Below are 12833 nucleotides of genomic sequence, written 5' to 3' on the forward strand. Positions count from 1 at the left end.
AGCCGGATGGCCCCAGCAGCACACACATCTCCCCGGCAGGCACTTCCAGGCTGACGTAGTCAACGGCATTGAACGTGGTGCCGTTTTTTTGCGTAAAGGTTTTCGTCAGGTTTTCCAGTTTTATCATTATCGAATCCCCTTAGGAGTCAGCGCCGACTGCAGACGATGCAGCAGCCAGTCAAGAATAATCGCCAGTAAACAGATCATCAGTGCGCCGGCTATCAGCATACGCACATCGCTGCCGCTGATGCCGTCCAGCAGTTGCAGGCCCAGGCCGCCGGCACCGATCACCGCCGCAATCGCCATCACGCCCACGTTCATCACCACCGCGGTGCGGATGCCGCCAAAAATCACCGGCAGCGCCATTGGAATTTCCACCCAGCGCAGGCGCTGCCAGAAGGTCATGCCGATACCGCGACCGGCTTCGCGCAGCCCGGGCGGCAGGTTTTCCAGCGCGGTATGGGTATTACGCACAATCGGCAGCAGTGAATAGAGGAACACCGCGGTAATCGCCGGCAGGGCGCCAATCCCCTGACCGATCAGTGAAAACAGCGGAATCATCAGGCCAAATAGCGCAATGGTCGGGATGGTCAGCACGATGGTGGCGATGCCCAGCACCGGTGTTGCCAGCCATTTGAAGCGGACAATCAGAATGCCCAGCGGCACACCGACGAGGATGGCAAAACCTACTGCCACCAACACCAGCCAGGTATGCTGCCAGGTCAGCGCCAGCAGGGTGTTCCAGTTATCCATGATGTAATGCAGGGTATCCATTGCGCCTCCTTACAGCATGTTTTTGGATTTGAGGAAATCACGCGCCACCTGCTGCGGCGACAGGTGATCGATATCGACGCGCTTGTTCATCTCGGTGATCGCCTCATCGGTGATCAGCGGTGACAGCTGATTAAGCGCAGCCTCAAGGCCGGGATGGCTTTCCAGCACATCCTGACGCACCACCGGCGTGACGTTGTAACTTGGGAAGAAGTGCTTATCATCTTCCAGTACCTTGAGTTCAAAACCCTTAACCCGGCCGTCGGTGGTGTAGATCAATCCGGCATCGACAAAGCCGTCACGTACTGCGTTGTAGACCAGACCGGGGTCCATCTGGCGAATCTGCGGGCGATCCAGCGGCATGTTGTAGGCTTTCTGCAGCGGTTTCAGGCCATCCGAACGGCCGGCAAATTCCAGATCGAGACCGAGTTTCCAGTTGTGATCCGGGTCGGTTTTGCGCACCTGTTCCAGCTTCGCCACCAGCTGTGACATGGTGCTGATGCCTTCCGCCTCAGCGCGCTGGCGCTGCATGGCAAACGCGTAGGTGTTGTTCATCGGGGCAGGATTGAGCCACACCAGTCCCAGCTTCGCGTCCAGCTGTTTAACGGTTTTGTACGCCTCTTCAGACGACATCGGCTTGTTGATATGGTTAAAAATAATCAGCGAGGTGCCGGTATATTCCCACGTCATATCAATCTGCTTGTTGATCATCGCGTTACGCCCGATGGTGGTGGCGATGTTGGTTTTCGGGATGACCTGAAAACCTTTCTTTTGCAGCCACATCACCGTCATCGCAGACAGGATATGCTGCTCGGTAAAACTTTTGGTCGCCATCACGATGGGCGCGGCGGCGAGAGCGCCGTGACTGAGGGTTAAGGTGGCGGTCAGGGCCAGCGCGGTGCGTTTGACCCAGCGCGCCAGCAGATTAGCAGTGGCCATGATTACATGCTCCGGGTTAAGCCGCAGAGTGCGGGCTGAGGACGCGTCCCAATGCTGCCAGCAGCATGTCGAGGATCAGGGCAAACAGGGCGGTGGCCACTGCGCCGAGGATCAGCGTCGGGAAATCGTTGAGATAAATACCGGGGAAAATCAGCTCGCCGTAGCTGCTGGCACCAATTAGGAAGGCCAGCGGCGCGGTGCCGACGTTAATCGCGGTCGCGATGCGCACCCCGGCGAGGATCACCGGCAGCGCATTCGGCAGTTCAACCCGGCGCAGCCGCTGCAGTTTGGTCATGCCGATACCGTTGGCGGCTTCAATCAGCGACGGCGGCACCGCGCTCAGACCGGCATAGGTGTTGCGCACAATCGGCAGCAGCGAGGCGAGGAACAAGGCGATCAGCGCCGGGCGATCGCCAATGCCGACAATCACCATCGCCAGCGCCAGCACGGCCAGCGGCGGCAGCGTGTTACCGACGTTGAAGATTTGCATCACATATTCAGCCCAGCGACGGGCGAAGGGACGGCTGAGCAAAATCCCGCTCGGGATGCCAACCAGTAAAGCGCATAACATCGACCAGAACACTAAGTACAGGTGTTGCTGCCCAAGGTAGAGTAAATCCACCTTGCGGTCGCGCAGCGTATCCAGCCCTAATCCCCACACCAGCAGGGCTATCACCACCACGATGGCGAGCAGTGCCAGCCCGGCACGTCGGGCGAGCGATGCGTTGTACATAGCGTGCGTCTCCCTGATTGAAAAAATCGATTGATTTTATGACGTTATTTTCAGCGTACCGGCGTTATGCGGTGCAATACACAGACGAAAATCCAGCACGCTGTCAAATTGCAGTTAAAATGACTGCTTCCCGGCTTTTTCACAGTGAAAAACCAGAAACTGCCTTTAGACCTATAGCAACGCTTGATGATTATTGCCAGTTTTCACGGCAAAATCAGGTAGATACAAAAGCGGTAAAACTAAGCGAAACCCGCATGAAATAAGGTGTCGTTCGACAATAAAAAATTTTCATCAAGATAGGTGACATTGTCACAAACAGGCGCACGCAGAGGAAACTGAGTCGGCGAAATTTCGACTAGCCTTGTAAGAAAAAGGGAGACGTATGACTGAAAGCGCACAATTACAAACGGAACATCGCCACTGGATTCTGATTGCCTGCATGCTGGCGATGTTTATGGCTGCCATTGAGGTCACCATTGTGGCCACGGCCATGCCAACCATCATTGCCGATCTTGGCGGTTTCGCGCAGTTTGGCTGGGTATTTTCTATTTATCTGCTGACGCAGGCGGTAAGCGTCCCGTTGTATGGCAGACTGGCGGACATCTGGGGCCGCAAACGATTATTTTTCATCGGCGTAACGCTGTTTTTGCTGGGCTCGGTGCTGTGCGGTTTTGCCCATAGCATGACGTGGCTGATTGTGTTTCGTGCCTTTCAGGGCCTGGGTGCCGGGGCGATCATGCCGCTGACCACCACCATCGTGGCGGACATTTACTCGCCGCGCGAGCGCGCCAGCGTGCAGGGCTGGCTCTCCAGCGTCTGGGGCGTCGCGGCCGTCATCGGTCCGCTGAGCGGTGCCTGGCTGGTTCAGCACTTTAACTGGTCGGTGATTTTCTGGGTAAACGTGCCGATTGGTCTGCTCTCCATGCTGCTGCTGGCGCGTTTTTTGCCGGCGCGCGAACAGCATCAGGGCGCAACGCTGAATCTGACCGGCAGCTGCTGGTTGATGATCAGCGTCACCGCACTGCTGGTGGCGCTGTTACAGGCGGAAGCGCTGGGTTTCTGGCTGGTGCCGTTCCTGGCGCTGGCGCTGCTGGCCGGCTGGCGGCTGAAACATCACGAGCAGCGGGCCGATGCGCCGCTGTTTCCGCTGGCGCTGTGGCGCAGCCGCCTGATTGTGGCCGGTAATGCCGGGAACCTGATTATCGGGGCCACCATGATGGGCATCAGCGCGTTTCTGCCGACGTGGATTCAGGGCATTACTGGCGGCACGCCGCTGCAGGCGGGCAGCGCGCTGGCGATGATGTCAATTGGCTGGCCGCTGGCCAGTACGCTCAGCGGGCGTCTGATGCTAATCACCTCGTATCGCTTTACCGCGCAGCTCGGCGCGTTTTTACTGATTGCCGGCAGCGCGCTGTTACTGCTGCTGCGCGCCGACAGCAGCATCATGCAGGCCGGGCTGACGGCGTTTGTTATTGGCACCGGGATGGGCATGACCAGCACCACCTTTCTGGTTTCGGTACAAAATCATGCGCACTATGAAATTCGCGGCATCTGCACCGCCTCAATCATGTTCAGCCGCATGCTGGGATCGGCCATCGGCACGGCGATAATGGGTGCGGTGCTCAATCTCAACCTGTCGCTGCGGCTGCCGCAGGCCAGCGATCCGATGCAGAAAATTATGGCACCGGAGAGCCGTCAGGCGCTGCCGCAGGAACAGTTACACTTTTGGACCGGACAGATTGCCAGTTCGCTGCACTGGGTATTTGTGGTGGCATTGCTGATTGCGCTGCTGACGTTGTGGATTGCGTGGCTGATGCCGCGTCAGCGGCCGGAAGCGGAATAAAGCAGGGCGGCCGACCAGCCGCCCGAAGGGATTACTGTGCGGGAGCATCCTGCGAGCTGCCCGCGCTGTCCGGCACGCTGCTATCCGCATCGCGACCGTTTTTCTTGTAAACGATTTTCTGCGTGTCGTTTTCACAGTGGCCAACGACCTGACCGCCTGCCTGATCAACCTGATCGTTCGGCACGATATCCAGCGTAAAATCCGATTCCGCCACGCCATTGTTGATGATCTTTTTGCTGATGTCGGCGCGCACGCTTTCGCAGGACGCCTGCACCGCCAGCGGTAACGCCAGCGCCATTAGCAACACAACTGCATTACGTTTTTTCATCACTCACTCCTTGTTGCGTCATTCCCGTGAAAACTATAGCAGCTGGCGCGCATTACGGCGCCAGCGGACGGCCGGTGCGGCGATCGAGGCAGCGCAGGGTGTTCGGTTCCCAGTACGCATTAACGTTGTAGCTTTTTTCGCAGGCGTCGCGGGTATCAAAGGCCCGGTCTGCCTTATCGAACTCTTTCTCCACGCGGGTATTTACCTTGTTACGCAGATTGCGCGTATCGTTCCACTGCTCTTTGCTCTGACGCGCCGCCTCGTTGCTGGCCGCGTTGTTGCCATCTTCAATAATCAGGCGATCCGTCTTAGCGACAGCCAGCGGTGCAGTCAGCATTACGCTGGCGGTCAGCGTGGTAGCCAGCAGGGCGGAAAACAGTTTTTTCATCGTCATTTCCTTTCGTTAACTCCAGCACAGCGCGCAGGGCGGCTGTCACAACACTGTCTGTCAGTATATCATCGCTGCTTCTTTGCTCACCAGCGGTGAGCGGTTTGTTTAACGATCAGAGAGACTTTGTATGCTGGTGAAAACCGCGCTGCTGTTTTTTATCACTGCTATTGCCGAGATCACCGGCTGTTTTCTGCCGTGGCTGTGGCTGAAGCGCGGCATGAGCGCCTGGCTATTGTTACCGGCCGCAGCCAGCCTGGCGCTGTTTGTCTGGCTGCTGACACTGCATCCGGCAGCCAGCGGCCGGGTGTATGCGGCTTATGGCGGCGTGTATGTGTTAACGGCGCTGATCTGGCTGCGGCTGGTCGATGGCGTCAAACTGAGTGCGTGGGATTGGGGCGGTGCGCTGGTGGCGTTCAGCGGCATGTTGATTATCGTTATCGGCTGGGGCAAGGCCTGAACCGGCCGCGCAGGGCGACCCGACGGGCCGCCACGCGCAGCTTGCTTATCCTTTAAACACTTTCAGTCCGGCGGTGGTTTGTGTCACCGGCATGATTTCCAGCGTGTTGATGTTGACGTGCTTCGGCAGCGTGGTCACCCAATAGACCGCTTCCGTCACGTCTTCCGCCGTCAGCGCTGTGGTGCCTTCATACACCGCATCCGCGCGGCCATCGTCACCTTTGAAGCGCACGTTCGAGAACTCGGTGCCGCCCACCAGGCCAGGCTCGATATCGGTGACGCGCAGCGCGGTGCCGTGCAGGTCGGTGCGCAGGTTGAGGCTGAACTGACGCACAAACGCCTTGGTTGCCCCGTACACGTTGCCGCCGGCGTACGGCCAGCTGCCGGCTATCGAGCCAATGTTGACGATGTGACCGACGTTGCGCTCTACCATGGCAGGCAGCACGGCGCGCGTCATATACACCAGCCCTTTGTTGTTGGTGTCGATCATATTTTCCCAGTCTTCAACGCTGGCTTTATGCGCCGGTTCGACGCCCAGCGCCAGCCCGGCATTATTAACCAGCACATCGATATCACGCCATTCGGCGGGCAGGGCGGCGATGGCTTCTTCGATAGCCGCGCGATTACGCACATCCAGCTGCACGGTGTACAGGTTGTCGCCCAGTTCCTGTTTTAATTCCTGTAAACGCTCAGCACGGCGTCCGCTGGCGATCACTTTGTGACCTGTAGCAATGAAGCGGCGGGTGATACTTTGACCAAAACCGGCGGTCGCACCGGTAACAAAAATAATCATCTCACTGTTCCTTATACGATTTCAGGTTCTCTGCCACACCTTAGCATTAACCCCGCAGCGGCGCTCATGAAAAGCGTGAGCGGCGTGTTGCAGAATCTTTCCTGCACGTTTGCGGTGCAGTCCTGCACCATGAGCGTGCCCGATCAGGCACCTTTTCCCGGCGTAAAACGCCAGCGCAATGCGCAAGGGCAATACCACGAACAGGCAATCGGTTACGCATACGATTGCCTGCAATTTTTGCGACGATAATCGCGTTGAAATTGGGTATTTATCTGAATTTAAAGTGATTGTTGGGTGGACTTGCCTGGCATGCGGTTTGCAATATCTTTGCTATATCTATCTGAAACCTGCATTACACCCTGAAGGAAGCGTCATGTCTGACTCTGTTGTAACCCGCCTGCGCGCCAGTTTTTTTGATTTCCCCGCGCTGGCTGACAAGCCCGATGGCCTCGCCGACCAGGCACGCTACCTCGAAGACGGTCTGCTAACGCTGCGCTACGGCAAAGTGGTGAGTCTGGAGCGCTGGCAGCCGGCACTTCAACACCTTGAATCAACGCAGGTGATCGATCTGCGCGGCAAGCTGATCCTGCCGGGGTTTGTGGATACCCATATTCACTATCCGCAGACCGAAATGATCGGCGCGTTCGGTGAACAGCTGCTGGAGTGGCTCAATCAGTACACTTTTCCGGTCGAGAGGCAGTACCACTGTGCGGCGCACGCGGCGCGCATGTCAGCGTTTTTCCTGCAACAGCTGCTGGCCAACGGCACCACGACTGCGCTGGTGTTTGGTACGGTGCATCCGCAATCGGTAGACGCGCTGTTCAGCGCCGCCGAACAGCTGGAGATGCGGCTGATTGCCGGCAAGGTAATGATGGATCGCCACGCACCGCCGGAACTGACCGAAACGCCGGCGCAAAGTTATCAGCAGACGCGTGAGCTGATTCAGCGCTGGCACCAGCGCGGGCGTCTCGGTTATGCGCTGACGCCGCGCTTTGCGCCGACCTCATCGCCACAGCTGCTGGAAAAAGTGCAGCAGCTGAAAAACGAGTTTCCCGATACCTGGCTGCATACCCATCTCAGCGAAAATCAGCAGGAGATCGCCTGGGTAAAAACGCTGTTTCCCGCCCATGATGGCTATCTTGATGTGTATCACCAGCATCAGCTCACCGGCAAACGCAGCGTATTTGCCCACTGCCTGCATCTGGAGGATCGCGAATGGGAGTGCCTGCACGACACCGACTCGGCGATGGCCTTCTGTCCGACCTCCAACCTGTTCCTCGGCAGCGGACTGTTCAATCTTAAACGCCGCTGGCAGCAGCGCGTGCGCATGGGCATGGGCACCGATGTCGGCGCCGGCACCACCTTCAATATGCTGCAGACGCTGGGTGAAGCCTATAAGGTGGGGCAGCTGCAACAGTACAAACTCAGCGCCGCAGAAGCGATTTACCACGCCACGCTGGGCGGCGCCCATGCGCTGGATCTCGATGACAAAATCGGCAACTTCAACCCCGGTAAAGAGGCGGATTTTGTGGTGATCGATCCTGCCGTCTCTCCGCTGCAGCAGCTGCGCATGGCCAACAGCGACGATATCCATCAGCGTTTGTTTGTCCTGATGACGCTCGGTGATGACCGTAACATCGCGCAAACCTGGGTCAACGGTAAGTGCGTGTGGCAGCGCGAAAGCCATACGCACGCGCAAGGTTGTTGCCAGGCGACGAAACTGCCAGGATAAAAGCATCCCGCCGCAGGTGGCCGCGGCGTTGCTGATTATCAGGAGCGATAATGACTTCACGTGCCAATCCGTTTTTTAACGTCAGCCCGTTGCCGTACCAGACACCGCCGTTTGATCTGATCGACGAAGCGCATTTCCTGCCGGCGCTGGAAGCCGGAATTGCCGAAAAGCGCCAGGAAGTGGCGGCCATCGCCAGCAACCCCGAGCCGGCAACCTTTGCCAATACCTATGAAGCGCTGGAGCGCAGCGGTAGCCTGCTAAACCGGGTGTACCCCGTTTTTGCCGCGATGACCTCAGCCAATACCAGCGAGCGGCTCCAGCAGGTTGACGAGCTGATCACCCCGCAGCTGACGGCGCTCAATGACGAAATCTACCTTAACCCGGCGCTGTTTGCGCGGCTCGACAGCGTGTATCAGCAGCGCGGTTCGCAGTGCCCGGATGCCGAAGCGATGCGTCTGGTGGAAGTCACCTGGCAGCGCTTTCAGCTGGCCGGCGCCAGTCTGAGTGAGCGCGATAAAGCGCAACTGCGCGCCTGTAATCAGGAGCTGGCCAGTCTGGGAACGCGTTTCGGTAACCGGCTGCTGGCGGCAACTAACGCCGCCGCTTATACCGTCAGCAGCGCGGCGGCGCTGGACGGCCTGTCGCCGGCGGCGCTGGCACAGGCGAAGGACGCCGCTGAGGCGCGCGGGCTGCACGACGCATGGCTAATCCCTCTGCAAAATACCACCCAGCAGCCGGTGCTGCAGTCGCTGACGGTGCGCGCCACGCGCGAAGCGCTGTTTCAGCAGGCGCTGACGCGCAGCGAACAGGGTGACGACAACGACACGCGCGCCATCGTCTCGCGTATGGCGTAACTGCGTGCGCAGCAGGCCAGTCTGCTGGGCTTCGACAGCTTTGCAGCATGGAGCCTGCAGGATCAGATGGCGAAAACGCCGGAAGCCGCCCAGTCCTTTATGCGCAACATCGTGCCCGCCGCGACGGCGCGCGCCGGGCGAGAAGCGGCGGATATTCAGCAGCTGATCGCCGACCAAAACCACAGCTTCCCGCTGCGCGCCTGGGACTGGAATTACTACGCGGAGCAGGTACGCACCGCGCAATACGCGCTGGACGAAGGGCAAATCCGCCCCTATTTTGAGATCAACACTGTACTGGAAAAGGGCGTGTTCTGGTGTGCCAGCCAGCTGTATGGCATTCGCTTTGAACAGCGCCACGATCTGCCGGTCTACCATCCGGACGTCAACGTTTATGAGATTTTCGATGCCGACGGTGCACCGTTAGCGCTGTTCTACACCGATTTCTTCACGCGGGATAACAAGAGCGGTGGCGCATGGATGGGCAATTTCGTCGACCAGTCGACGCTGCTGGAAAGCCGGCCGGTGATTTACAACGTCTGCAATTACAGCAAGCCGCAGCCCGGTCAGCCGGCACTGCTCAGCTGGGATGAGGTGATCACGCTGTTCCATGAGTTTGGCCACACGCTGCACGGCCTGTTCGCCACCCAGCGCTATGCCAGCCTGTCCGGCACCGCCACGCCGCGTGATTTTGTCGAGTTTCCGTCGCAAATCAACGAACACTGGGCCAGTCAGGATCAGGTGTTTGCCCACTATGCACGTCATTATCAGACCGGTGAAGCGATGCCCGCTGCGCTGCGCGACAAAATGGTGCGCGCAGCGAAATTCAACAAAGGCTATGACATGACCGAACTGCTGGCGGCGGCACTGCTTGATTTGCAGTGGCACTCGCTGTCACCGCACGATAATCCGCAGGATGTCAGCCATTTTGAGCAGCAGGCGCTGGCGGCGGAGAATATTGCCCTGAGTGCCGTGCCGCCGCGCTATCGCTCCAGCTACTTCCGTCATATCTGGGGTGGCGGCTATGCGGCCGGGTATTACGCCTATATCTGGACGCAGATGCTGGCCGACGATGGTTATCAGGCGTTTGTCGAGCGGGGCGGTCTGACACGCGAAAATGGTCAGCGCTTCCGTGAGCAGATTCTGTCGCGCGGTAACAGCAGCGATCTGCAGCATCTTTGGCTGGCCTGGCGCGGTAAAGCGCCGGACATCGGGCCGATGCTGAAACACCGCGGCCTCGACGAGGCGTAACGCGCCGTAACCGAAGGGCCAGCCAGCGGTGCAGCTGGCTGGCCTGCACGCTTATCCCAGCGGACCGCCTTCAATGGTGTCACACATGCCGGCCAGCACGCGTTCGCCGGTTTCCTCTTTCAGTCCGGCATACCATTCCGCGGTGACCGCCGCATCTTTGGCGTGGGTGACATCACAACGCTTGCGCGCTTTCAGCACCAAATCACGGGTGCGCGCCACGCGCCGCGCTTCATAGCGCAGCAGCCCGTCCTCAATGCCCAGCGAGTGGGCGGTCAGGGTTTGCGCCAGTACCACCGCATCTTCCATGGCCGCACAGCCGCCCTGACCGATATCCGGCGTGGTGCTGTGTGCCGCATCCCCCAGCAGCGCCACACGTCCTCTGACAAAGCGGCTGAAGGGTTCGATATCATGAATCTCCACGCGATTGGTGGTTTGTGCGTCAATGCTGGCGATCAGCCGCTGGACCGGTTCGGCCCAGCCGGCAAAATAGCCGCGCAGATCGTCTTTCACCGTTGCGCGATCCTGCGCCAGCCCTTTCGGCAGCGGGACATCAAAGAAAAAGTAGAAGCGGTTACCGCTCACCGGCATCAGCGAGACGCGCTTGCCCTCGCCGACAAACGTGGTCCACTGATCGGCGGGCGCGATGCTCTCATCGATGGTGACCAGGCCATTCCAGTTAACGTAGCCTGCGTAGCGGCGCTCGACGTGTTCGCCCAGCACGTGATGGCGAATCACCGAGTGGGTGCCGTCGGCGGCCACCATAAAATCCCCTTCAGCCTGGCTGCCGTCATCAAACCAGGCGGTCACGCCGCTGGCATGCTGCTCCACCCGCACAACGCGTTTGCCAAAGCGGATGCGTTCGCGGCCGTAGCTGTCGATCAGCAGCGCCTGTAACTCTGCGCGTGCGACCGGATAAGGATACTCGCCGACCTGCTGCACCAGCGGTGACAAACTGAAGCGGGTCAGGGTGCTGCCGCTGTGGCCATCGTTGTAAGCCATAAACGCCATATTGCCGCCGAGCGCGCGCAGCTGTGCCTTGAGACCCAGCGCATTGAGGCACTTCACGCCGTTAGGCCAGATAGAGATAGCCGCGCCGACCGGTTTCATCTCTTTCACCGCTTCATACACTGCGGTGCTGAAACCCGCTTTTTCCAGCGCCAGCGCCGCGCTCATGCCGCCGATACCCGCTCCAATCACAATCGCTTTCATTACCGTCTCCTTTACTGTGCACCCTAAGCCATGCAACTTTTGTACCATCTTGCGGGGTCAGGGTGATGGCGAGTTAAAGTATTGAAAATAATGATTTATATTCCGGTTGGGTCAGACGCTGCTTCGGCAATGGGCGCAGATGCTGCACCTTAACAGGGCATCATCAGGCGGAAGGTGAACCAAAGGTTTCACGCTGGCAATCATCCGGCCAGCGTTCATACTCTCTACATCCATCCTGCGAGGACTGAATGATGAAATGGATAATGATGTTATGGCTGCTGGGCAGCCTGAGCGCAGCGGCCCAAACGCCGTGGCAGCCGGAGAGAAAAGGGGATTTGCCGCAGCTCACGCCGGTAGCAGCGAAGTGTGATGTCTCTTCCTGTCAGCAGAACTGTTACGTGCAGCAATCACAGTGCAAGAATGACAACGGCGGCGGCTGTGGCTCGCTGGCGCAGATTTGCGTACAAAACTGTGCCAGCCAGTGCCGCTAGAGCGTTTACGGATCGTCTTTGATGCGGCGATCGATGGCGAAGGGAGCGGAGGTCGCTGTGGCAATCAGCGCGGCCGCGCCCGGGTGATCGGGGTTAAACAGCGCATTATCTTCGCCGGTGAGGATGCTGGGCACCGTCATCAGCAGGGGAAAGCCGTTGTGCGGATCGAGAAACGCCGCGCCGATGGCCTGCGTCTCCTCCTGCTGCTGATATTTTTCCCAGCCGGCCGGCAGTTTACTGCTGTCGAGGGCGATGATGTCGGACTCCGGTACCGCCAGGGTAAACACCACAAAGCGGCTTTGCTCCAGCAGCGTTTTCCCGGCGTGCACCACCAGTTCCAGCGTCGCCAGCGCTTTAGAGCTGCTGAGGTAAACCGCTTTCATCCCGGGCGGATTCCAGCGGCCACCCCATTTTTCTGCGCCAGCACCGTTAAACGCCTGGCTGGCGTATTCCGCTTTGACAATTCGATAGAACACCCTGACGGGTGTGGCCGGATCCTTCCGTCGTGTCATCAGACAATCACTCCGTGCTCCAGGCGGCCAATCAGCGTCAGCACCGCATCGCAGCCGGCGGGCGTACTGAGCATGTTAATCGGCTGCGCGTTGTCGAGCGCCAGCGCGGGCTGATACATCCAGTGCATCGCCACTTCCGGATCGCCAGCGAACAGCTGGATCACCGCATCCAGCACTTCAAACACCTGATAGATGCGTGCACCCTGTTCGACCGAAAGCTGCGATCCGGACTTCTCGCGGCGCCGGTAGGTGTTGCGGTCAATCGAGACCATTTGCGCGATGTCGATCGGCGTCGCTTTCAGAATCGTGGCGGCGCGTTCGACAATGCCGACATCCATGCCTTCGGTGATCAACTTATGCGCCTTAAGCCGGTTACGCGGCAGCCCCATCTGATCCATAAAAGAGGGGCGGGCGTGCTGAATCAGCGACGGATCAAAGATGCGCGATCCGCTGGTGGGATTAAAAGCCGATGCGGTGGACATCACAACCTCCTGATAATGTTCATGTGAACATTTTTATGCATCAAGTGTACA

15 protein-coding genes and 2 pseudogenes are annotated in these 12833 nt (G+C 58.8%); 7 read left to right on the forward strand and 10 right to left on the reverse strand.

Annotated elements, in window-relative coordinates; genetic code table 11:
• The 4 genes and pseudogenes from FT726_RS16205 to FT726_RS16220 form a co-directional block, all read right to left on the reverse strand.
• Window positions 1-127, reverse strand: a pseudogene (locus tag FT726_RS16205) (glycine/betaine ABC transporter ATP-binding protein); the annotation flags it as partial.
• Window positions 127-774: an osmoprotectant ABC transporter permease OsmW gene (osmW, locus tag FT726_RS16210; RefSeq protein ID WP_021506073.1), complete on the reverse strand. Its 648-nt coding sequence runs from the start codon at window positions 772-774 to the stop codon at window positions 127-129. The pseudogene FT726_RS16205 and the gene osmW, both read right to left, overlap by 1 nt.
• 9 nt (window positions 775-783) lie before the next feature.
• Window positions 784-1710, reverse strand: coding sequence for a glycine betaine ABC transporter substrate-binding protein (locus FT726_RS16215; protein WP_346303072.1), 927 nt, complete (start codon window positions 1708-1710; stop codon window positions 784-786).
• 16 nt (window positions 1711-1726) lie between these two features.
• Complete coding sequence (locus FT726_RS16220; RefSeq protein WP_282995474.1) at window positions 1727-2443, reverse strand: ABC transporter permease; 717 nt, start codon at window positions 2441-2443, stop codon at window positions 1727-1729.
• Between the two features lie 17 nt (window positions 2444-2460).
• Between FT726_RS16220 and FT726_RS16225 the strand changes: the two genes are divergently transcribed.
• Together FT726_RS16225 and FT726_RS16230 are read left to right on the forward strand one after the other, a co-directional pair.
• Window positions 2461-2706 carry a hypothetical protein gene (locus FT726_RS16225; protein ID WP_152391013.1) on the forward strand — a complete coding sequence of 82 codons (246 nt, stop codon included), beginning with the start codon at window positions 2461-2463 and terminating at the stop codon, window positions 2704-2706.
• Window positions 2707-2825: 119 nt separating this feature from the next.
• Window positions 2826-4286 carry an MDR family MFS transporter gene (locus FT726_RS16230; RefSeq protein ID WP_058769781.1) on the forward strand — a complete coding sequence of 487 codons (1461 nt, stop codon included), beginning with the start codon at window positions 2826-2828 and terminating at the stop codon, window positions 4284-4286.
• A gap of 31 nt (window positions 4287-4317) precedes the next feature.
• On the opposite strand, the gene FT726_RS16235 is transcribed toward FT726_RS16230, so the two are convergent.
• Window positions 4318-4614: a DUF1161 domain-containing protein gene (locus FT726_RS16235; protein ID WP_058769782.1), complete on the reverse strand. Its 297-nt coding sequence runs from the start codon at window positions 4612-4614 to the stop codon at window positions 4318-4320.
• Between the two features lie 52 nt (window positions 4615-4666).
• Window positions 4667-5002 carry a DUF1283 family protein gene (locus tag FT726_RS16240; RefSeq protein WP_058758533.1) on the reverse strand — a complete coding sequence of 112 codons (336 nt, stop codon included), beginning with the start codon at window positions 5000-5002 and terminating at the stop codon, window positions 4667-4669.
• A gap of 133 nt (window positions 5003-5135) precedes the next feature.
• Here FT726_RS16240 and FT726_RS16245 point away from each other — a divergent pair, with 133 nt between their 5' ends.
• Complete coding sequence (locus tag FT726_RS16245) at window positions 5136-5462, forward strand: YnfA family protein (protein WP_136548558.1); 327 nt, start codon at window positions 5136-5138, stop codon at window positions 5460-5462.
• 45 nt (window positions 5463-5507) lie between these two features.
• On the opposite strand, the gene ydfG is transcribed toward FT726_RS16245, so the two are convergent.
• Window positions 5508-6254 (reverse strand): bifunctional NADP-dependent 3-hydroxy acid dehydrogenase/3-hydroxypropionate dehydrogenase YdfG, encoded by a 747-nt coding sequence (gene ydfG, locus FT726_RS16250; protein ID WP_010618462.1) that lies wholly within the window; start codon window positions 6252-6254, stop codon window positions 5508-5510.
• Window positions 6255-6320: 66 nt separating this feature from the next.
• Between ydfG and FT726_RS16255 the strand changes: the two genes are divergently transcribed.
• The 3 genes and pseudogenes from FT726_RS16255 to dcp all read left to right on the forward strand — a co-directional run bounded on the left by FT726_RS16255 (window position 6321) and on the right by dcp (window position 10088).
• Window positions 6321-6503, forward strand: coding sequence for a hypothetical protein (locus tag FT726_RS16255; protein ID WP_152999325.1), 183 nt, complete (start codon window positions 6321-6323; stop codon window positions 6501-6503).
• Between the two features lie 124 nt (window positions 6504-6627).
• Window positions 6628-7986 (forward strand): guanine deaminase, encoded by a 1359-nt coding sequence (gene guaD / locus FT726_RS16260; protein WP_346303073.1) that lies wholly within the window; start codon window positions 6628-6630, stop codon window positions 7984-7986.
• 50 nt (window positions 7987-8036) lie between these two features.
• Window positions 8037-10088 (forward strand): annotated as a pseudogene (dcp, locus tag FT726_RS16265) (peptidyl-dipeptidase Dcp).
• A 51-nt stretch (window positions 10089-10139) separates the two neighbouring features.
• Here the strand turns inward: dcp and hpxO are convergent.
• Window positions 10140-11297: an FAD-dependent urate hydroxylase HpxO gene (gene hpxO / locus FT726_RS16270; protein WP_058774691.1), complete on the reverse strand. Its 1158-nt coding sequence runs from the start codon at window positions 11295-11297 to the stop codon at window positions 10140-10142.
• 263 nt (window positions 11298-11560) lie between these two features.
• On the opposite strand from hpxO, the gene FT726_RS16275 reads away from it, so the two are divergent.
• The gene (locus FT726_RS16275; protein WP_021506064.1) at window positions 11561-11788 is read left to right on the forward strand and encodes a hypothetical protein; all 228 of its coding nucleotides are present in this window, start codon (window positions 11561-11563) and stop codon (window positions 11786-11788) included.
• A gap of 5 nt (window positions 11789-11793) precedes the next feature.
• On the opposite strand, the gene FT726_RS16280 is transcribed toward FT726_RS16275, so the two are convergent.
• Complete coding sequence (locus FT726_RS16280) at window positions 11794-12300, reverse strand: RES family NAD+ phosphorylase (RefSeq protein WP_288422637.1); 507 nt, start codon at window positions 12298-12300, stop codon at window positions 11794-11796.
• Entirely contained in the window at window positions 12300-12782 is a 483-nt protein-coding gene (locus FT726_RS16285) for an antitoxin Xre/MbcA/ParS toxin-binding domain-containing protein (RefSeq protein ID WP_127834083.1), read from the reverse strand. Before FT726_RS16285 ends, FT726_RS16280 begins: the two co-directional genes overlap by 1 nt.
• Window positions 12783-12833: the final 51 nt, after the last annotated feature.

This window comes from Pantoea sp. Morm, assembly GCF_016643525.1.
GTDB classification, from domain to species: Bacteria; Pseudomonadota; Gammaproteobacteria; order Enterobacterales; family Enterobacteriaceae; genus Pantoea; species Pantoea dispersa.